Source organism: Magnetospirillum fulvum MGU-K5 (assembly GCF_000442515.1).
Taxonomy (GTDB): domain Bacteria; phylum Pseudomonadota; class Alphaproteobacteria; order Rhodospirillales; family Magnetospirillaceae; genus Phaeospirillum; species Phaeospirillum fulvum_B.
Genome location: NZ_AQPH01000012.1, coordinates 20,532 through 39,155, shown reverse-complemented (window position 1 = coordinate 39,155; position 18,624 = coordinate 20,532). Strand labels below are relative to the sequence as shown.

At 63.8% G+C, this 18,624-nt stretch carries 19 protein-coding genes; 10 read left to right on the top strand and 9 right to left on the bottom strand.

Annotated elements, in window-relative coordinates:
- Positions 1 to 12 precede the first annotated feature (12 nt).
- Positions 13 to 462, bottom strand: coding sequence for a ribose 5-phosphate isomerase B (rpiB, locus tag K678_RS05145; protein WP_021131399.1), 450 nt, complete (start codon positions 460 to 462; stop codon positions 13 to 15).
- A gap of 333 nt (positions 463 to 795) precedes the next feature.
- Here rpiB and K678_RS05140 point away from each other — a divergent pair, with 333 nt between their 5' ends.
- Positions 796 to 1,257: a Ros/MucR family transcriptional regulator gene (locus K678_RS05140; protein ID WP_021131398.1), complete on the top strand. Its 462-nt coding sequence runs from the start codon at positions 796 to 798 to the stop codon at positions 1,255 to 1,257.
- A 55-nt stretch (positions 1,258 to 1,312) separates the two neighbouring features.
- Here K678_RS05140 and K678_RS05135 read toward each other — a convergent pair whose 3' ends face one another.
- Positions 1,313 to 1,507, bottom strand: coding sequence for a DUF6898 family protein (locus K678_RS05135; protein WP_021131397.1), 195 nt, complete (start codon positions 1,505 to 1,507; stop codon positions 1,313 to 1,315).
- Between the two features lie 258 nt (positions 1,508 to 1,765).
- Between K678_RS05135 and cysP the strand changes: the two genes are divergently transcribed.
- From cysP to K678_RS05105, 7 genes are all read left to right on the top strand, one after another.
- Positions 1,766 to 2,776 carry a thiosulfate ABC transporter substrate-binding protein CysP gene (gene cysP, locus K678_RS05130; protein ID WP_021131396.1) on the top strand — a complete coding sequence of 337 codons (1,011 nt, stop codon included), beginning with the start codon at positions 1,766 to 1,768 and terminating at the stop codon, positions 2,774 to 2,776.
- Positions 2,773 to 3,063: an ABC transporter permease gene (locus K678_RS19925; protein WP_021131395.1), complete on the top strand. Its 291-nt coding sequence runs from the start codon at positions 2,773 to 2,775 to the stop codon at positions 3,061 to 3,063. Before cysP ends, K678_RS19925 begins: the two co-directional genes overlap by 4 nt.
- The gene (gene cysT / locus K678_RS05125) at positions 3,012 to 3,599 is read left to right on the top strand and encodes a sulfate ABC transporter permease subunit CysT (protein WP_414532713.1); all 588 of its coding nucleotides are present in this window, start codon (positions 3,012 to 3,014) and stop codon (positions 3,597 to 3,599) included. The genes K678_RS19925 and cysT overlap by 52 nt, the downstream gene beginning before the upstream one ends.
- A gap of 5 nt (positions 3,600 to 3,604) precedes the next feature.
- Positions 3,605 to 4,450 carry a sulfate ABC transporter permease subunit CysW gene (gene cysW, locus K678_RS05120; protein WP_021131393.1) on the top strand — a complete coding sequence of 282 codons (846 nt, stop codon included), beginning with the start codon at positions 3,605 to 3,607 and terminating at the stop codon, positions 4,448 to 4,450.
- A gap of 107 nt (positions 4,451 to 4,557) precedes the next feature.
- On the top strand, positions 4,558 to 5,412 hold the full coding sequence (locus K678_RS05115; protein WP_021131392.1) for an ATP-binding protein: 855 nt from the start codon (positions 4,558 to 4,560) through the stop codon (positions 5,410 to 5,412).
- A gap of 106 nt (positions 5,413 to 5,518) precedes the next feature.
- A complete protein-coding gene (locus tag K678_RS05110) occupies positions 5,519 to 7,435 on the top strand; it encodes an ABC transporter ATP-binding protein/permease (protein ID WP_021131391.1) in 1,917 nt (638 codons plus the stop codon).
- A complete protein-coding gene (locus K678_RS05105) occupies positions 7,416 to 8,048 on the top strand; it encodes a class I SAM-dependent DNA methyltransferase (RefSeq protein WP_021131390.1) in 633 nt (210 codons plus the stop codon). The genes K678_RS05110 and K678_RS05105 overlap by 20 nt, the downstream gene beginning before the upstream one ends.
- On the opposite strand, the gene K678_RS05100 is transcribed toward K678_RS05105, so the two are convergent.
- Entirely contained in the window at positions 7,944 to 8,567 is a 624-nt protein-coding gene (locus tag K678_RS05100; protein WP_021131389.1) for a YdcF family protein, read from the bottom strand. The genes K678_RS05105 and K678_RS05100 overlap by 105 nt on opposite strands.
- Positions 8,568 to 8,748: 181 nt before the next feature.
- Between K678_RS05100 and K678_RS05095 the strand changes: the two genes are divergently transcribed.
- The gene (locus tag K678_RS05095; protein ID WP_021131388.1) at positions 8,749 to 10,107 is read left to right on the top strand and encodes a TrpB-like pyridoxal phosphate-dependent enzyme; all 1,359 of its coding nucleotides are present in this window, start codon (positions 8,749 to 8,751) and stop codon (positions 10,105 to 10,107) included.
- 115 nt (positions 10,108 to 10,222) lie between these two features.
- On the opposite strand, the gene K678_RS05090 is transcribed toward K678_RS05095, so the two are convergent.
- A complete protein-coding gene (locus tag K678_RS05090; protein ID WP_021131387.1) occupies positions 10,223 to 10,594 on the bottom strand; it encodes a c-type cytochrome in 372 nt (123 codons plus the stop codon).
- A 252-nt stretch (positions 10,595 to 10,846) separates the two neighbouring features.
- On the bottom strand, positions 10,847 to 11,212 hold the full coding sequence (locus tag K678_RS05085) for a c-type cytochrome (protein WP_021131386.1): 366 nt from the start codon (positions 11,210 to 11,212) through the stop codon (positions 10,847 to 10,849).
- Positions 11,213 to 11,341: 129 nt separating this feature from the next.
- Between K678_RS05085 and hrpB the strand changes: the two genes are divergently transcribed.
- Positions 11,342 to 13,861, top strand: a complete 2,520-nt coding sequence (gene hrpB, locus K678_RS05080; protein ID WP_021131385.1) for an ATP-dependent helicase HrpB — start codon at positions 11,342 to 11,344, stop codon at positions 13,859 to 13,861.
- 16 nt (positions 13,862 to 13,877) lie between these two features.
- Here the strand turns inward: hrpB and K678_RS05075 are convergent, their stop codons facing one another.
- The 4 genes from K678_RS05075 to K678_RS05060 form a co-directional block, all read right to left on the bottom strand.
- Positions 13,878 to 14,759, bottom strand: a complete 882-nt coding sequence (locus tag K678_RS05075; protein WP_039852100.1) for an MlaA family lipoprotein — start codon at positions 14,757 to 14,759, stop codon at positions 13,878 to 13,880.
- Positions 14,760 to 14,936: 177 nt separating this feature from the next.
- Complete coding sequence (gene phbB, locus K678_RS05070; protein ID WP_021131383.1) at positions 14,937 to 15,659, bottom strand: acetoacetyl-CoA reductase; 723 nt, start codon at positions 15,657 to 15,659, stop codon at positions 14,937 to 14,939.
- Between the two features lie 105 nt (positions 15,660 to 15,764).
- Positions 15,765 to 16,937 (bottom strand): acetyl-CoA C-acetyltransferase, encoded by a 1,173-nt coding sequence (locus K678_RS05065; protein WP_021131382.1) that lies wholly within the window; start codon positions 16,935 to 16,937, stop codon positions 15,765 to 15,767.
- A gap of 109 nt (positions 16,938 to 17,046) precedes the next feature.
- Complete coding sequence (locus tag K678_RS05060; RefSeq protein WP_021131381.1) at positions 17,047 to 18,318, bottom strand: alpha/beta fold hydrolase; 1,272 nt, start codon at positions 18,316 to 18,318, stop codon at positions 17,047 to 17,049.
- Positions 18,319 to 18,624 lie beyond the last annotated feature (306 nt).

Here is an 18,624-nt window from a genome sequence, read left to right as displayed (position 1 = left end):
GAATCGCGGAGACTATTTTTCGCCGTATTCGGACAGTTTCGCCACCCGGCGGGCATGACGGCCGCCTTCGAACGGTGTCTCCAGGAAAATCTTCAGACAGTCGCGGGCGACTTCGGGGCCGATCGTGCGTCCACCCAGCACCAGAACGTTGGCGTCATTGTGCTGACGGCACATCTTCGCGCCGTACCCGTCATGGACCAAGGCGGCGCGGATATGGGCGTGGCGGTTGGCGGCAATCGAGATCCCGATGCCCGAGCCACAGATCAAGAGACCGAGATCGGCCTCGCCCGTTTTCAGGGCCAGAGCCAGTTTCAACGCGAAATCGGGATAATCGACCGAGGCGGAACCGTCGGTGCCGAGGTCGAGACCGCGCCAGCCAAGACTGGGCAGATCGGCCGCAAGCAGCGTCTTCAACTCAACACCGCCATGGTCCGAAGCGAGAGCGAGGGTGCGCTGGGTCATCGACTCGATCCTGACAATCCTATGGATTGGGGTAGATACCATATGTCGCAACGTTTTGCCAATGCGCCACCAGCCGCTGGGGAATGCGTGGGAATGGGGGCTGGCGCTCCGGGAATTGCCACGAAGGAAATCCGCCTTACTTCCGCCTTAATAGTTAAGTCCGAACCGGACAGTGTGTCTGACCAATTCGCAGTCAGGGGCGATCGCGATTACTGATTGAGACGAATGTCACAAGAATTCGTTACTCGCGTCAAACAGTTTCGAATTGACAAGGATGGTCCAACATGCATTCATTGATTCCAACGTACCAACGATATCTGGTCGGATAAAAAGATGAGTGACACAAGCCAGGAAAAGACCAATCGCGACGATCTGCTCCGTATGGCAGTCGACGTGGTCGCTGCCTATGTCGGCAAGAACCCGGTGCCTGCTGGACAATTGCCTGACCTCATCAATACCGTTTATGGCTCGCTATCCTCTCTTGATGGCGGCCAGCCCGAGATAAAGCCTGAGACGCCCAAGCCCGCCATCGCGATCAAGCGGTCGGTGACGCCCGATTACATCATCTGCCTTGAAGACGGTAAGAAGCTGAAGATGCTGAAGCGGCATCTTCGCACCACCTACAACATCACGCCGGACGAATATCGGGCCAAATGGGGTCTTCCCCCCGATTACCCGATGGTTGCCCCCAATTACGCCGCCCAGCGGTCCGATTTCGCCAAGAAGATCGGTCTGGGCCGCAAGGCCGCCGATCCGGTCGACGAGACTCCGCCGCCCCGCCGTGGACGTCGTTAGAGCGATTTTTCCCCCACCACGAAAAACCCGGAGCCGCGCAAGCCTCCGGGTTTTTTTATGATTTCTCCGCCGCTTTTTTCGCCAGAACGTATTCCAGCCGTCGCAGCGCCTGAGTCCGCAACATCGCCTCACCGGCACTGGCCGGACCCGAGATCGAGATTTCGGTCAAGGAGGGAACGTGAAAGGCGGTGACCTTCACCAGCGCACCGACCCGGCGGAATTCGAACAGCACCTCACCGGACATCGTCATTGATCGCGCTCCTTTCCGCGCCATCCTAGAACCGTTTCCATCCAAAGGATACCCGCGGAACCAGACCGCCTCGCCCGCGTCTTCCGGCACGCAATCGGGACTCCCCCCCCTCACCCACCACCGACGCGGCCAGATTGGGCAAACGCTTCGCGCTCAGATTTACATCTGAAAACTGTTGTTAATTATGATCAAACATTTTTGTTGAGTTAAATTTCTCCATCCCCGTATGCTGGCCCCCGACCTCATGGAGAAATTGCGATGAAGACACGGACGCTCGCCGCCGCCCTGATTCTCACCCTGTCGCTGGGAACAGGAGCGGCGCAGGCCGAAGACAAGGTCCCGGCAGATATCCTGAACGTCTCTTACGATATCTCGCGCGAGCTGTTCGCCCAGATCAACCCGGCGTTCCAGGCCAAGTGGCGCAAGGACACCGGACAATCAATTGAGGTGAAGCAGTCGCATGGCGGCTCGTCGAAACAGGCCCGATCGATCCTCGAAGGACTCCCGGCCGACGTGGTGACCTTCAATCAGGTCACCGACGTTCAGGTCCTCGCCGACAAGGGCTTTGTCCGCGCCGATTGGCAGCAGGCCTACCCCAATTCCGCATCGCCGTTTTATTCCCTGCCCGCCTTCCTGGTGCGCAAGGGCAACCCCAAGAACATCAAGAGCTGGGACGATCTGGTCCGCTCCGATGTCAAGGTCGTGTTCCCCAATCCCAAGACCTCGGGCAATGCGCGTTATACCTATCTGGCCGCTTATGCCTTCGCGCTGGAAAAATTCGGCGGCGATCAGGTTCAGGCCAAGGATTTCATCCGCCGCCTGCTCGCCAACGTGCCGGTGTTCGACACCGGGGGACGCGGAGCCACCACCACCTTTGTTGAACGCGAGACCGGCGACGTGCTGATCAGCTTCGAAGCCGAGGTCAAGGGAATACAGAAAGAATACGGCACCGACAAGGTCGAGGTGGTGATTCCGCCGGTCAGTCTGTTGGCCGAATTCCCGGTGGCGGTGGTCGACAAGGTCGCCGAAAAGCGCGGATCGCGCAAAATCGCCTCGGCCTATCTCGGCTACCTCTATTCCGACGAGGCCCAGGACATCCTGGCCAAGAACTATAACCGGGTGAGCAACCCCAAGATCGCCGAGAAGTACAAGGCGCAATTCCCGAATGTCCGTCTCTACACCGTCGAGCTGTTCGGCGGCTGGGATAACATCCGCAAAATTCACTTTGCCGAGGGCGGCATTCTCGATCAGGTGTTCGAGAAGAAATGAGCTCTGGACGGGGAATTCTTCCCGGCTTCTCGCTGTCGCTGGGGCTGGCGGTCACCTATCTCGGCCTGATCGTCCTGCTGCCGATCGGAGCCCTGTTGTTGCACGCCGGGGGGATGTCGGCCCACGATTTCATCGCCGCCACCACCGGGCCGCGCGCCCTGGCCAGCTATCGGGTGACCCTGCTGTCGGCGGTCGAGGCGGTGATCTTCAATGCCCTGGCGGGCCTGCTGCTCGCCTGGGTGCTGGCTCGGTACGACTCCCCGGCCGCCGCCTGCTCGACGCTCTGATCGACCTGCCCTTCGCCCTGCCCACCGCCGTCGCCGGTGTCGCACTGACCGCGATCTTCGCCTCCAACGGCTGGTTCGGGCAGGTGCTGGTGCCCTATGGGATCAAGATTGCCCATGCCCAACTGGGCATCGCCGTCGCGATGGCGTTCACCAGCCTACCGTTCGTGGTCCGCACGGTGCAGCCGGTGATCGAGGAATTGGAAACCGACATCGAGGAAGCGGCGCGGATTCTGGGGGCCAGCGAGCGACAGGTGTTTGGCCGGATCATCCTGCCGGTGATCCTGCCCGCTTTGATCGCCGGATCGACCCTGGCCTTCGCCCGCTGTCTGGGTGAATTCGGCGCGGTGATCTTCATTGCCGGAAACCGTCCGTTCGAAACCGAGATCGCCGCTTTGCTGATCTATATCCGTCTCGAAGAATACGATTACGCCGCCGCCGCCGCGATCGCCACGGTGATCCTGGCGGCCTCGTTCCTGGTGATGGTCGCCGCCAATGCGCTTCAGGCGTGGCAACAACGCTATCTGGAACGGGGCTGACGACGATGATTCCCTCGATGGCCGTTTCGCATCACCGCCATGTCCAGTCCAAAGGCTGGGGACGTCTGGTTCTGATCGGACTGGCGGTGGGATTGGGCGTTTTGCTGCTGGCGGTGCCGCTGGCGGTGATCTTTGCCCACGCCTTCGCCAGGGGGTGGGAAGCGTGGTGGCACACCGTCTCTTCGCCCGACACGGTTCAGGCCTTGTGGCTGTCACTGTTCACCGTCGCGGTGGTGGTGCCGATCAACGCGATCTATGGATTGTCGGTGGCCTGGGCCGTCACCAAGTTCCGCTGGCAGGGCAAGAAGTGGCTGGTCAGTCTGGTCGAACTTCCCTTCTCGATGTCGCCGATTGTCGCCGGTGTCGCCTGCCTGATGGTCTATGGCAGTTCAGGATTACTGGGCGGAGTGCTGGAAACGCTCGACCTCAAGGTGATGTTCGCCGTGCCCGGCATCGTCATCGCCACTCTGTTCGTCACCAGCCCGTTCATCGCCCGCGAACTGATCCCGCTGATGCGGCTTCAGGGCACCGAGGAAGAGGAAGCGGCCCAGGTTCTCGGTGCGGGAGGCTGGTGGACCTTTCTGGCGGTAACCCTGCCCAATATCAAATGGGCGTTGTTCTATGGCCTGATCCTGTGTGCCGCCCGGGCGCTGGGTGAGTTCGGCGCAGTCTCGGTGGTGTCAGGCCATATTCGCGGTGAAACCAATACCTTACCGCTGCATATTGATCTGCTGTATCACGATTATGACGGCTCGGGTGCCTTTGCCGCCGCCTCGGTTCTGACCTTGCTGGCCCTGGTCACCGTGGTTTTGAAGATTCTGGTCGAAGGGAAAGGCAAGCCACAGGAGTAATCTCGATCTTGCGTCACACCAATGTCTTCGCCTGATGACTTGCCAGAATGGCTGAGGGTGGTAGGCTTCGCCCCCGCATCTCGTCCAGTCTGTCCCGGATTCGCCCCATGAACTTCATTGCCGCCATTGAGGCCCTGAATTCCATCGCCCAGGCCCTTGACCGGCTGTCGCCCAAGCCGCTGGCGAAGGCGGATCTGTCGGTCGCCGACGCCTTCGTGTGGTATGCCGATCCCGACAGGTTCGACCCGATCACCACCGTCAACCGGGTCGAGATCGAGCTGTTGCGCGGGATCGAATCCCAGCGCGAGCAATTGCTCGACAATACCCGCCGCTTCGCCCGCGGGCTTCCGGCCAACAATGCCCTGTTGTGGGGGGCGCGCGGCACCGGCAAATCCTCGCTGGTCAAGGCGGTTCATGCGACAATCAATGCCGAAAGCCCCAAGGCGCTGGCCCTGGTCGAAATCCACCGCGAAGACATTCCCACCCTGCCCCGCTGCCTGCGCCTGCTGAAGGAAAGCGACCGGCGCTTCATCCTGTTCTGCGACGATTTGTCATTCGACCAGCAGGACGACGCCTATAAGTCGCTGAAGGCGGTGCTGGAAGGCGGCATCGAGGGACGCCCGGCCAATGTCGTGTTTTATGCCACATCGAACCGCCGCCACCTGATGGCGCGCGACATGATCGACAATGAACGCGCCACCGCGATCAATCCGGGCGAGGCGATCGAGGAAAAGGTCTCGCTGTCCGACCGCTTCGGCCTGTGGCTGGGCTTCCACCACCTCGATCAGGATACCTATCTGTCGATCATCGAGGGCTATGTCGCCCGCTATCGCTTGCCGATTGAGACCGTCGAATTGCACCGCGCCGCCAACGAATGGACGGTGACGCGCGGCGCCCGCTCAGGCCGGGTGGCATGGCAGTTTATTCAGGACCTCGCCGGGCGTTTGGGGCGACCGTTGTAAAGTTCGCGATTTCTCCTGATATCCCCCTTCACGCGCCCCCTTAAACAGAGTTAAGTGATTCCCTGGGCGATGATCCTTTGCGGATCGGGGGATCGGGAAAGAACCGATGGACACGGACGGGACCAGTGACGGCAAGGCCGAGGGAACTGAGACAGTATCGGTACCTCTGCGCACATTCTTCAGCCGGTTTCTCCAACTGGCCGGTCCGTACTGGCGATCCGAGGAAAAGTGGAAGATCCGCTGGCGGCTGACGCTGTTTGCGGTCCTGACGGTCTGTCAGGTGATCATTCCGATCCAGATCAATCTGTGGAATGCCCGCTTGTTCGATGCGCTGGAACAGCGCTCGATCCACCAGTTCTATGCCCTGATCGCCCAGATCGTCGTGATCCTGATTGCCAGCATGACCGTGACCGGTCTGCATCTGCGCTTGAAACGCCAACTGCAACTGGGCTGGCGGCGCTGGCTGACCCGGCGGTTGCAGGATAATTGGATGGCGATGGGCCACCATTATCAACTGATCCATCTGCCCGGCAATCACGACAATCCCGATGGCCGTATCGCCGAAGACATCCGCACCTGTACCGAATCCGCCGTCGATCTGGCCCATTCGCTGGTCTATTGCGGCCTGCTGCTGTTCAGCTTCATCAACATCCTATGGACGCTGTCCGAGGGGATCAGCATCACCCTGGGCGAGACCACGATCCCCATTCCCGGCTTTATGGTCTGGGTTGCCCTGGCCTATGCTTCGGTAGCGTCGTCACTGGCATTGTGGATGGGACAGCCTTTGATCCGTGCCACCGACCGCCGCCAGACCGCCGAAGCCAATTTTCGCTTCGGACTGGTCCGCGCCCGGGAAAATTCCGAAGCGATCGCCCTGGTCCATGGCGAAGTGGGCGAGCGCCGCCGGTTTTCGGAACTGTTTCGCGGCATCGAGGGAGCCTGGCGGCGCCAGACCGCCGGCCTGACCCGTCTATTCCTGTTCACCTCGGGCTATGCGGTGTTTTCGACCGCCTTTCCGATTTTGATCGCGGCACCGCGCTATATCGCCGGAACGATCTCGCTGGGCCAGACGATGCAATCGGCCCTGGCGTTCCAGCAACTGACCTCGGCCTTGTCCTGGCCGGTCGATAACATGCAGAAGGTGGCGGAGTGGCGCGCCTCGGTCGAGCGGGTGCTGTCGCTGAACGACGCCCTCCAGGCCCTGCGCGACGATTCCACCCGGCCCGACGCCCATGCGGTGATCGTTGAACGGTCGAACATCCCGACGCTGTGCTTCCACGATCTGACCATCGCCGACGCCGACGGGCGGATTGTAATCGAAGGCTTCTCGGCCGAGATCGCGCCGGGCGAACGGGTGCTGATCGGCGGCGATCCCGGCGCGGCGGTCAAGCTGTTCAAAGTCGTCGCCGGGTTGTGGCCATGGGGCAAGGGCACGGTCAGCCTGCCCTGCGACGCGACCTTGTTCTTCCTGCCGCAACGCCCCTACATGCCGATCGGCTCGCTGCGCGGCGTGCTGGCCTATCCCTCGACGTCGGACAGCTTTGCCGAAGGAGCGATGCGCGACGCCCTGGTCCGGGTCGGACTGGCCCATCTGACCGAGCGTCTGCGCCAGCACAACAGTTGGGATCAGGCCCTGACCGCCGGAGAGCAGCAGCGTCTGGGCTTCGCCCGCCTGTTGCTGCACCGGCCGCGCTGGATCGTGATGCAGGAAGCGACCGATGCGCTGGACCCCGAAGGCGAACGCCGCCTGATGCAATTGCTGATCGACGAGTTCCGCGAAGCGACGATCGTCACCGTCGGCTTCCATGCCGATCTCGAAGCCTATCACCAGCGCACCCTGACCCTTTCCGCCAACCATGACGGCAAGATGCTGATCAAGGAAACGCGTAAGGACTGGCAGACCCAGTCCAAGTCGCATTCCTCAAGCTGGAGCGGCCGCCTTCTCAGTCCGCTGCGCCGCCGCAGCGAACGCCGGTCTCTGACCAACGGACTGGGGGGAAAACATGGCGACTGGCGGAATTAAGGAGAGCGACAGCAACGACGCGACCCTGCGCACCTACCGCGACCATGTTCAGGATTATATCGATGGCACGGCGCAGAGTGTTTCCGGGGCGACGCAGGACTGGATCGATGCCGCCCTTGCCGGGCTGCCCGATACGGCCCGGCTCCTGGAACTGGGCAGCGCGTTCGGCCGCGATGCCGCCTATATCGAATCTCACGGCTTCGCCCTCGAATGTACCGACGCGGTGCCGGAGTTCGTCGCCTGCCTTCAGGCCGCGGGGCACAACGCGCGGCTGTTCAACGCGCTGACCGACGATTTAAATTCGTCCTACGATTTGATCTTTGCCAATGCGGTGTTGCTGCACTTCACCCGGGACGAGTTCGCCTCTGTCCTGGGCAAGATGCTGCGGGCGCTGGCTCCGGGCGGGCGCTTTGCCTTCAGCCTGAAGCGTGGCGAGGGCGAATCCTGGTCCAGCGCCAAAGTCGGCGCCCCCCGCTTCTTTTGCTATTGGGAGCCGGAACCGCTGGATTCAGCGCTGCGCAGGGCGGGATTTTTCACCTGGACCATCGACGAAGCCCGGACCGGGCGGGCTCACCCCGACTGGCTGTATGTGATCGCCCGCGCCCCCGGCTGAGTGCGCCAGAACCGACATAAGCCGCAGACGTTCGACTCGGATCATCGCCCAGGGGAACGCCAGCATCTCGCGTCCCCAACCCAGCCACCACTCCAACCCAGACTGTTCCGGCCGCCGCGCCGCCACCCCGGAAACGGGCAGACCGAGGCGGCGAAAGGTATAGAGCGCGCGCGGCAGATGATGCGGGTCGGTCACCAGCAAAAGCCGCCGCCAGCCCTGGGCCGCGACGATCGGATGGCACCCGACGGCATTGCCGATGGTGTTGCGCGATGCTGCCTCGACGAAAATCCGCTCGGGTGCCAGCCCGGCCGCCAACGCCAGATCGCGCATCACCTCCGCCTCGGGGCGGGGATGGCGAACCGGCCCCCCGCTCATCAGCACGGCCGCGACGTGTCCCGAAACCGCCAGATCGATAGCACAGGCAACCCGACGCGCCAAAGCCGGGCTGGGACCGCCATCGAGAGCGACGCTGGCCCCCAAAACGATGGCGGCATCGAACGGCGGGACAGACGAGGGCATGGGGGGCGGAACCTCCGGCGCAGCAGGGGAACAAAAATTACAATTACGCAGCATAAACGGGTGGAAAAATCTTGAAACGCCGTTTCCTCCGCCCGGGTTCCGACGTATCCTGCGCCCGCGTCACGCCGGCCGGGGGGCTGGTGCCGCGCAATCCTCCCCTGAGTTATGGGAAAAGGCCAAGATGAGCGAGACCGTCAAATATCTGTTGTCCGAAGACCGAATCCCCAAGGCCTGGTACAATCTGGCCGCCGACCTGCCCGTGCCGTTGCCGCCGCCGCTGCATCCCGGCACCGGCCAGCCGATCGGTCCGGACGATCTTGCTCCTATTTTCCCGAAGGCGGTCATCGAGCAGGAAGTCAGCACTGAGCGTTGGATCGACATTCCCGAGCCGGTGCGTGAGGTCTATCGCCTGTGGCGTCCGGCGCCGCTGATCCGCGCCCGTGGGTTGGAAAAGGCACTCGACACCCCGGCCAAGATTTACTTCAAGTACGAGGGCGTCAGCCCGGCGGGCAGCCACAAGCCCAATTCGGCGGTGCCGCAGGCGTTCTTTAACAAGCAGGAAGGCATCACCCGTCTGGCCACCGAGACCGGTGCCGGTCAGTGGGGCAGCTCGCTCGCCTTTGCCGGATCGCTGTTCGGCATCGAAGTCGAAATCTATATGGTCAAGGTGTCCTATCAGCAGAAGCCGTACCGCCGCGCGCTGATGGAAACCTATGGCGCCACCTGCATCGCCAGCCCGTCGAACCTGACCCAGGCCGGGCGCGACGCCCTGGCCAAGGACCCCAATTCGAACGGGTCGCTCGGCATCGCGATTTCCGAGGCGGTCGAAGTCGCCGCGTCGCGCGCCGACACCAATTACGCCCTGGGCAGCGTGCTGAACCATGTCTGTCTGCATCAGACCATCATCGGCGAAGAGGCGATGTTGCAGATGGAGATGGCGGGCGATCAGCCCGATATCGTCATCGCTTGTACCGGCGGCGGCTCGAACTTTGCCGGTCTTGCCTTCCCCTATATCCGCGAGAAGATCAAGGGCTCGAAGGTGCGGGTGATCGGCGTCGAACCGGCTTCGTGCCCGACCTTGACCCGGGGCCGCTATGCCTACGATTACGGCGATACCGGCAAGCTGACCCCGATGGTCAAGATGCACACCCTGGGCTCGACCTTCATGCCGCCGGGATCGCATTCTGGCGGGCTGCGCTATCACGGCATGGCCCCGATGGTCAGCCATGTGAAGGAATTGGGCCTGATGGAGGCGCGCTCCTATCACCAGAACGAATGCTTCGCCGCCGCCGTCCGCTTCGCCCGCGCCGAAGGCATCGTGCCTGCGCCGGAATCCTCGCACGCGATCAAGGGCGCGATCGAGGAGGCGTTACGTTGCAAGCTGGAAGGCCGCTCCGAGACGATTCTGTTCAACCTGTCGGGCCACGGCCATTTCGACATGCAGGCCTATACCGATCATTTCGGCGGCAAGCTGATCGACCCGGCCTTTAACCAGAGCGCGCTCGACACCGCTTTGTCGGAACTGCCGAACATCGGCTGACCGCACGCCCCGCTCCCGCCTCACGGTGGGAGCGGACACTCTCTTTGCCCCAAAAACGACAACGCCGCCGTTCCCAACGGAACGGCGGCGCTGCCATTACAGCCTGAAGGCGTGATTACTTCACGGTCTTCAGATAGGCGATGACGGCGGCCACGTCGGCGGGGTTCTTCAGACCACCGAAAGCAGCGCCCATCTTGTTGCCCGGAATGGTTTCCTTCGGATTGGCGAGATACTTGGTCAGCATCGCCTCATCGATGGTCATGCCCGAGGCGAGGTGAGCCGGGGAGTATTTGTAGTTCGGGGCCAGACCGACCTTGCGGCCATACGCGCCCGACAGGCTGGGGCCAACGCCGTTCTTGCCGGCTTCGATGCTATGACAGGCCTTGCACTGGTTGAAGGCGGGCGGGGCATCGGCGGCGGTGGCGGCGAAGGGGGCGGCGAACAGGGCGACGGCAGCGGCCAAGCCCAGCTTTCTGAAGGTAAACATGAGGTTATCTCCCGTTGCGCAGAATGTTGGTGGCGCGAGGTCCCGGTTATCCCTTATGACTGTGACAATTTCAAGTGGGGAGTAGAGGTCGGTGTGGGGCGCGGACAAAACTTTCGAGTAGGCCCCCCCCTGCCCAGGTCCCCCCTCGCACACCAGAAGCCCAGGCCAAACACACGGAAAATCAACCTGAGGCTGACACCGCATCTCCAGCCACCGGGGGGAAGTGGCCGGAGAGAATCCGTGTGGATTCGGTTATTTCAGGGTCTTCAGATACTCGATCACCGCTTTGACATCGTCGGGATTCTTCAGGCCGGCGAAGACCATCTTGTTTCCGGGAATGACCGTCTTCGGATCAGCCAGATATTTGGTCAGGGTCGGCTCGTCCCAGGTCAGACCGGACTTCATATGCGGGTCGGAGAATTTGAACCCGCTGAGAGTTCCCGCCTTGCGCCCGTACACGCCCGCCAGACTGGGGCCAACGCCGTTCTTCCCCGCTTCGACGCTATGACAGGCCTTGCACAGGGTAAAGCCTGCCGGGGCATCGGCAGCGGACGCCAGAGCGGGGACTGACAACAGCGCGGCGCCAAACAGGAAACCAGCAATCCTATAGACCTTCATTACGCCCTCCTCGAACGACCCACAAAGCCCACACGGGGCATGTGGTAACTGTTTCCTAAGATTGTGCCGAATTCAAGCACGACTCGGACAGAAAGCGTTTAATTCAGCCCGGTACAGGAAATGTCTGATATGCAGCCGACTCCCTTGCCCATTGACGGTGTTTTGTGCGACCTGCGCGCCGCCCTGGAATCGTCGCCCGGTCTGGTGCTGCTGGCCCCACCCGGCGCGGGCAAGACCACCCGGGTTCCGCTGGCCCTGCTGGACCAGCCATGGCTGGCCGGACAGAAGATCGTGATGCTGGAGCCGCGGCGGCTGGCGGCCAGGGCCGCTGCCCGGCGGATGGCGGCCGAATTGGGTGAAGCGGCGGGCCAGACCGTCGGCTGGCGGGTCCGTTTCGACTCGAAGGTCGGCCCCACCACCCGGATCGAAGTGGTCACCGAAGGCATCCTGACCCGGATGCTCCAGGACGATCCGTCGCTGCCGGGAATCGGGCTGGTGATCTTCGACGAATTCCACGAACGCTCGCTCCATGCCGATCTTGGCTTTGCCCTCGCGCTGGAGGCGCAGCAGGGCCTGCGCGACGACCTGAAATTGATGGTGATGTCGGCAACGCTGGACGGCGGGCCGGTGGCGCGGCTGATGGGCGGTGTCCCGGTGATCGAAAGTCCCGGCCGGGCCTTTCCGGTCGAAACCCGCTTTCTTGCCCGCCCCGACCCGCGCCGCTTCGTTGACGAGGCAGTCCGCGCCGTGGTCCGCGCCCTCGACGAGACCACAGGCGACGTTCTGGTGTTCCTTCCCGGCTCGGGCGAAATCAGGCGGGTCGAAGCGCGACTGGCCGAACATCCGGCCACGGCGGGGGTGAGTCTGGCTCCGCTCTACGGCGATTTGACCGCAGAGCGCCAGGATCTGGCGATCTCGCCCTCCCCCACCGGACAGCGCAAAGTGGTGCTGGCCACCTCGATCGCCGAAACCTCGCTGACGATCGAAGGAGTGCGCGTCGTCGTCGATTGCGGCCAGTCGCGGGTGCCGCGCTTTGACCCCGGCAGCGGCATGACCCGGCTGATGACGCAGCCGGTCTCGCGTTCGGGGGCCGATCAGCGTCGCGGCCGCGCCGGGCGGTTGGGGCCGGGCGTGTGCTACCGGCTGTGGTCCGAGGCCGAAGACCGCGCCCTTGCCCCCCAGCCGGTCCCGGAAATCTTGGTGGCCGATCTGGCCCCGCTGGCGCTCGACCTCGCCCGCTGGGGCGTTGCCGATCTGACCACCCTGGCCTGGATCGATCCCCCGCCCGAGGCGCATCTGGCGGCGGCGCGCGAGGTGCTGACCCGACTGGGCGCGCTCGATGGCTCGGGCCGGATCACCCAGCATGGCAAAGCGATGGCCCGGTTGCCGATGCATCCCCGCCTCGCCCACATGATGTTGAAGGCACGCGAGATCGGTCTGGCCGGGCTGGCCTGCGATCTCGCCGCGCTGCTGGAGGAACGCGACCTGTTGCGCGCCGGTCGAAGCGGGCGGGATGCCGATCTTCGCCTCCGTCTCCAGGTGCTGCGCGGCGGCGAGTCTCCCGATCCCCGCCACGGCCTGACCGTCGACCGGGGCGTGCTCAGCCGGGTCCGTCAGGCCGCCCGCGATGCCCGCCGCCGTCTCGGTCTGCGCGGCGACGAACAAGCGGGCAGCGACAGCGATGCCGGGCTGCTGCTGGCCTTTGCCTATCCCGACCGTATCGCCCGGCGGCGTCCCGGCGGCGAGCCGCGCTATACTCTGGCCAACGGTCAGGGCGCAGCATTCGCCGATCCCGAGCCGCTGGCGGCGGAACCTTGGCTGACTTTGGCCGAATTAGACGGTGATCGCCGCGAGGCGCGGATCTTTCTCGCCGCCCCGATCGCCCTGGCCGAGATCGAAACCCACTTCGCCGACGACATCGAAACCGTCGCCCTGTGCGCCTGGGACAGCCGCGAGCAGATGGTCCAGGCCCGGCGGCAACGGCGGTTGGGACGGCTGGTACTGGACGACAAACCGTGGAGCGGGGCCGATCCCGACGCGCTGGCCGCCGCGATGACCGAGGGCGTGCGCGAGATGGGACTGTCCTGCCTGCCCTGGACGCCGGATTTAGAGGGAATGCGCCGCCGGGTCGGCTTTCTTGCCGCACTCGATCCCGAGGCGGGCTGGCCCGATCTGTCCGATGCCGCCCTGCTGGATGGGCTGGAAAGCTGGCTGACCCCGTTTCTGCCCGGATTGGTGCGCCGAGCCCACCTGACCCGGCTCGATCTGGGGGCCGCGCTCTCGACCCTGCTGCCCTATGACCGACGCCGCCAGCTCGACAGCTTTGCCCCGACCCACGTCACCGTGCCGTCGGGATCGCGTCTGCCGATCGATTACAGTGGCGAAATCCCGGTGCTGGCGGTGCGGTTGCAAGAGATGTTCGGCTGTGCCGAGACCCCCCGGATCGCCGAGGGGCGGGTGGCGCTGCTACTGCACCTGCTGTCGCCAGCGCGGCGGCCGGTCCAGGTAACCCGCGATCTCGCCAGCTTCTGGGCCGGGGCTTATCGCGAGGTCCGCGCCGACCTGAAAGGACAATATCCCAAACATTGGTGGCCGGACGATCCGATGCAGGCCGAACCGACCGCCCGGGCCAAGCCGCGCCGGGCGTAACCGCCCGGCCCCGGCATTACTTCGCGGGATCGACGAACTCGACGCGGCCATGTTCGGGCACCGTCTTCTGCTCACCCGATCCGGTTCCGTGCGGCTGCGGCGCCGACGCGGCAGCGGGGGCAGCCGGGGCCGGGGCGGCGGCTGCCGGGACATGGCTGGCAGGCTGACCCTGGCGGGAGGCCAGGATCGCCGCTTCGCGATTCTGGCGATACAGGCTGCGAATCGCGGCATATTCGTCGAGCGAACTGCGGCGCAGATCCTTCAGCGGATCAAGCAGGCTGGTGCGGGTATCGAGCACATCCGCGCCGGTGCCGATATTGTTGATGACGTCCAGGCCATTGGCCGACATCACCGCACCGGTCGGGCTGGCCCAGAACTCGGCAACCTTGCCGGTGCCGTCGCGCAGGTTCGAGGGGCCAAAGAACGGCAGCATCAGATAGGGGCCTTCATCCATTCCCCACACCGCCAGGGTAACACCGATGTCGGTCTTGTGCGACTTGGCCCCACCGCTGTCGGCGACGGCGTCGCGAGCCCCCAGCAGGCCGAAGGTGGAATTGATAACGAAGCGACCGAGCGAATCCGCTGCCGCACGGGGATTCCCCTGCAACAAATCGTTGCCGGCGACGTACGGCTCCTGAAGGTTGGTCAGGATGTTATGGACGGCATCGCGGAACCAGTCGGGCAGATTGGAGCGATAGGATTCGGCGACCGGAACCATAATCGCATCGTCGAGCGCCATATTGACGTCGTAGATCGCCCGATTGGTTGGTTCCAACGGATCGTTCAGGGCCTGAATTTCGGCACGTTCGTCGGGATCGTCGGGAAGAGTGGTGCAACCAGAGAGCGCGGCCAGCGACACGGCGACACATGCGCAACAGAAACGAAACCCTCGACTCATGAGACCCCCCAGCCGCGACATCTGACGCAGGAACACCAAACCGTGCGGTTCCGTTCGCATGTCGTGGCCCAGGAGTCAACCTTTTCACGCAGACGAAACGGTGCCGATCCTCGGCCGGGTGGGGAGCCATCCCTCCCTTCGCTGCCGACCGGCAGCGAAGGGAGGGGGTCGACGACTCTAGTACATATGCTGACCGCCATTGACGGAAATGGTCGATCCGGTGATGAAATCGGCATCGTCGGCGATCAGGAACAGCACGGCGCGAGCGATGTCATGAGCGCGACCCAGACGCCCCGCCGGAATCTTCGCGACGATCTTTTCCAGCACCGGGGCGGGAACGGACCTGACCATGTCGGTATCGACGTAACCGGGCGCGATCGCGTTGACGGTAACACCGCGGGCGGCTCCTTCCTGGGCCAGAGCCTTGGTGAAACCGTGAATGCCCGATTTGGCGGCGGCATAATTGGACTGGCCGTATTGTCCCGCCTGACCGTTGATCGAGCCGATATTGACGATCCGGCCAAAGCCGCGTTCGCGCATGCCGTCAATCACCAGACGCGAGGTGTTGAAGCAAGAGGTGAGGTTGGTGCGGATCACGTCGTTCCACATCTCGGGGCTCATCTTATGCAGGGTCGCGTCGCGAGTGATCCCGGCATTATTGATGACGATGTCGATCGGACCGTGTTCGGCGGTGATGGTCTTGATCGCCGCATCGGTCGCGGCGAAATCGCCGATATCCCACTTGATGGCGGGAATGCCGGTCTCGGCGGTAAACGCGCTGGCTGCCTCGTCATTCCCGCCGTAATTGGCGACGACATGATATCCGGCTGCCTTCAGGGAGGTGGAGATGGCGCGCCCGATGCCTCGGGTGCCGCCAGTGACCAGTGCCAAGCGACCCATGGTGTTTCCTCCTTGTAATGATCGATTTAGGCTGGCTCTTGATGGCCATAACCGCCCGAAACAAAAAAGCGGTGCCGGGGGACGGGACCCGGCACCCCCCGACGATCAGCGCTCGACGCAGAGCGCGATACCCATCCCGCCTCCGATGCACAGGGTGGCGAGACCCTTGTGGGCGTTGCGACGGCGAAGTTCGTGCAGCAGCGAAACCAGCACGCGGGCACCCGAGGCACCGATCGGGTGTCCAAGCGCAATCGCGCCGCCATTGACGTTGACCTTGTCGGTATCCCATCCGATCGCGCGGTTGACCGCAATCGCCTGGGCGGCAAAGGCCTCGTTGGCCTCGATCAGATCGAGATCGTCATGACGCCACCCGGCCTTTTCCAGCGCCTTCAGCGAGGCGGGAATCGGGCCGGTCCCCATCACCTTGGGATCAACCCCGGCGGTGGCCCAACTGGCGATGCGGGCCAGCGGGGTCAGGCCGCGACGCGACGCCTCTGCGGCACTCATCACCACCAGGGTGGCGGAACCGTCATTGATCCCCGACGCATTACCGGCGGTAACGGTGCCGTCCTTGGCGAACGCGGGACGCAGCCGCGACAACACTTCCAGCGACGCGCCGAACCGGGGGAACTCGTCGGTATCGAACTGTTTTTCTTCTTTTTTGACCACAATCGGTACCGGAACGATTTCGTCCTTGAACCGCCCCGCCTTGATCGCCGCCTCGGCCTTGGTCTGGCTGGCCAGCGCGAACGCGTCCTGGTCCTCGCGGGTGATGCCGAACTCGCGGGCGACGTTCTCGGCGGTGACCCCCATATGGTAGTTGTTGAAGATGTCGGTCAGCCCGTCATGGATCATCGTATCGACGAAACTGACATTGCCCATCTTGGTTCCGCCGCGCAGAAACGCGGAATGCTGGGCGTTGGACATGCTTTCCTGGCCACCGGCAACGACGATCGAGGAATCGCCCGCCTTGATCGCCTGGGCGGCCAGAGCGACGGCGCGCAAGCCCGAGCCACAGACCTGATTGATGGTGATCGCGGTGCTTTCGACCGGCAAACCAGCGGCAAGAGCCGCCTGACGGGCACCGTTCATGCCCTGCCCCGCCGTCAGAATCTGACCCAGGATCGCTTCGGACACATCGGCCGCCGCAACACCGGCCTGGTCCAAGGCGGCGCGAATGGTGATCGCGCCCAATTGAGCTGCGGAATGGGAAGACAACGACCCGGAAAAGGCCCCGATCGCGGTACGAACGGCAGCGACGATAACAATATCAGTCATGAGCCTTGAGTCTCCCTTATCGAGCACGGTTCGTCCGTGCCACCACTGATAGACAGAACTGCTATTATCGTAATACTGCCTTGCTCACATGTCATGCAACACCGTATCGTTACGGGTATCGACGGCGGATCCAGCGCACCAGTGGAGCTAGCACATCGGTTCGCGCCCGTGGCCCGGTCAACAGGCCGACATGGCCGCCTGCGACTACCTTGACCCGCGCCCCGGCGATCCGCTCGGCCAGTACCAGGGCGGATTCGGCCGGAACGATCCGGTCGTGTCCGGGAATGACGGCCAGCGTCGGCCCCCTCACCTCTTCGGGCAGCACCGGGCGGCTGTCGATCTGCCATGCCCCCCGCGCCGGAGCATTGGTGCCGTACCAGTCAAACAGGCATTCGCGCGCCACCGCCGCTGCCAGCGGCACCCCGTCATTGGCCCAATCCTCAAGCGCGACGAAATCGCGGGCGCGGGCACTGCTGGGCTTCAGATGGGCAAAGGCGGTGAATTTCCGCGCCGCCAGTCCCGGATCGAGAGCGGCGAACAGCGCCTGGAGCATATCGACCGGCAGACAGCCAAATCTGTCGATTGCCGCCCCCAGCACCGGCTCCAGCGCCAACAGCAGCGGCGCCACGGCAGCCCGACCGGCGGCAAAATCGAACGGCGTCGCCAGCAGGGCCAGCCCGGCAACGCTGTCGGGACGACGTTGCGCCAACGGCAAAGCCAGCAAGCCCCCCATGCAATAGCCGACCAGAACCGGGGGACGACCGCACAGCGCGGCGACCCGCTCCAGCATTGGCTCCAGCCGGTCGAGCACATAATCGGTCAGGGTGAAATCGCGTTCGTCGGGGCCGGGAACGTCCCAATCAACCAGGAACGGGGCCAGTCCCCGTGCGGCGAAATAGCGCATCAGACTGCGCCGCTCGGTCAGATCGAGGATATAGGCGCGATTGACCAGCGATGGGATCACCAGCACCGGAACCGCCGGGTCCGCCCCGGCATCGGTGCGATAATCGAGCAACCGGGTACTGCCCCGTCGCCATGCCTCGGGCGGTGGCGGCAGGGCACGGCGATAGGGATGGTGCCGATAGGACTCGATCCCGTTGAGGAAAGCTGCGTGACGACGCCCCGCCTCGGCGGTCAGGGCGTGTTCGAACCGGGCGAACGCGTCAGGACCGGCGGCGTCGAGGCTTGCCTTCAGCCGGCTCGCCGGCTCGGCCAAGTGCGGCTTCCAGGACAGCGACCCTTTCTTCCAGAGCGGCAAGACGGAGAGCGAGCCCCACAGAGTCGCCAGATGGGTCAGCAGATGCAGCGGCAGCGGGCGCGGCCCGATCCGGGGCGCGGGTGGTGGGGGAAGAAGGAGGCGGGGGCGACTCTGTCGGTTCATCCGCTCGCGCCTTATTGTTCGGGCTGGTGGCGGAAACCGCTAATCCGGCGGCCTCGGCCATCGCCGCGGCACATCCGGTCATCATCGTCACCCCTTTGGCCACCGCCTCGGCCATCGCCGGATCGGTGGACAAAGCGGCGACTTGCTGCTGCCACAAATCGAGGTAGCGGCGCGCCAAGTCGGCGACTTCCGGTGGCTGATCCGTCATGGCCTGAGTATAGCAACGCCCCTCTGCTTTGACCACGCCCCTGATACGATCAGAGCGGGATGCGAATCGACGCGGACAGGATTGATCTGTTAAGATGA

Coding starts and splice junctions, on each gene's coding strand:
- K678_RS05140 (WP_021131398.1), top strand. CDS start 796: ATGAGTGACACAAGCCAGGAAAAGACCAATCGCGACGATCTGCTCCGT.
- K678_RS05105 (WP_021131390.1), top strand. CDS start 7,416: ATGGCGACTGGCGGAATTAAGGAGAGCGACAGCAACGACGCGACCCTG.
- K678_RS05090 (WP_021131387.1), bottom strand. CDS start 10,594: ATGTTTACCTTCAGAAAGCTGGGCTTGGCCGCTGCCGTCGCCCTGTTC.
- K678_RS05135 (WP_021131397.1), bottom strand. CDS start 1,507: ATGACGATGTCCGGTGAGGTGCTGTTCGAATTCCGCCGGGTCGGTGCG.
- K678_RS05085 (WP_021131386.1), bottom strand. CDS start 11,212: ATGAAGGTCTATAGGATTGCTGGTTTCCTGTTTGGCGCCGCGCTGTTG.
- rpiB (WP_021131399.1), bottom strand. CDS start 462: ATGACCCAGCGCACCCTCGCTCTCGCTTCGGACCATGGCGGTGTTGAG.
- K678_RS05095 (WP_021131388.1), top strand. CDS start 8,749: ATGAGCGAGACCGTCAAATATCTGTTGTCCGAAGACCGAATCCCCAAG.
- K678_RS05065 (WP_021131382.1), bottom strand. CDS start 16,937: ATGACTGATATTGTTATCGTCGCTGCCGTTCGTACCGCGATCGGGGCC.
- cysP (WP_021131396.1), top strand. CDS start 1,766: ATGAAGACACGGACGCTCGCCGCCGCCCTGATTCTCACCCTGTCGCTG.
- phbB (WP_021131383.1), bottom strand. CDS start 15,659: ATGGGTCGCTTGGCACTGGTCACTGGCGGCACCCGAGGCATCGGGCGC.
- cysW (WP_021131393.1), top strand. CDS start 3,605: ATGATTCCCTCGATGGCCGTTTCGCATCACCGCCATGTCCAGTCCAAA.
- K678_RS19925 (WP_021131395.1), top strand. CDS start 2,773: ATGAGCTCTGGACGGGGAATTCTTCCCGGCTTCTCGCTGTCGCTGGGG.
- K678_RS05115 (WP_021131392.1), top strand. CDS start 4,558: ATGAACTTCATTGCCGCCATTGAGGCCCTGAATTCCATCGCCCAGGCC.
- K678_RS05110 (WP_021131391.1), top strand. CDS start 5,519: ATGGACACGGACGGGACCAGTGACGGCAAGGCCGAGGGAACTGAGACA.
- K678_RS05075 (WP_039852100.1), bottom strand. CDS start 14,759: ATGAGTCGAGGGTTTCGTTTCTGTTGCGCATGTGTCGCCGTGTCGCTG.
- K678_RS05100 (WP_021131389.1), bottom strand. CDS start 8,567: ATGCCCTCGTCTGTCCCGCCGTTCGATGCCGCCATCGTTTTGGGGGCC.
- K678_RS05060 (WP_021131381.1), bottom strand. CDS start 18,318: ATGAACCGACAGAGTCGCCCCCGCCTCCTTCTTCCCCCACCACCCGCG.
- hrpB (WP_021131385.1), top strand. CDS start 11,342: ATGCAGCCGACTCCCTTGCCCATTGACGGTGTTTTGTGCGACCTGCGC.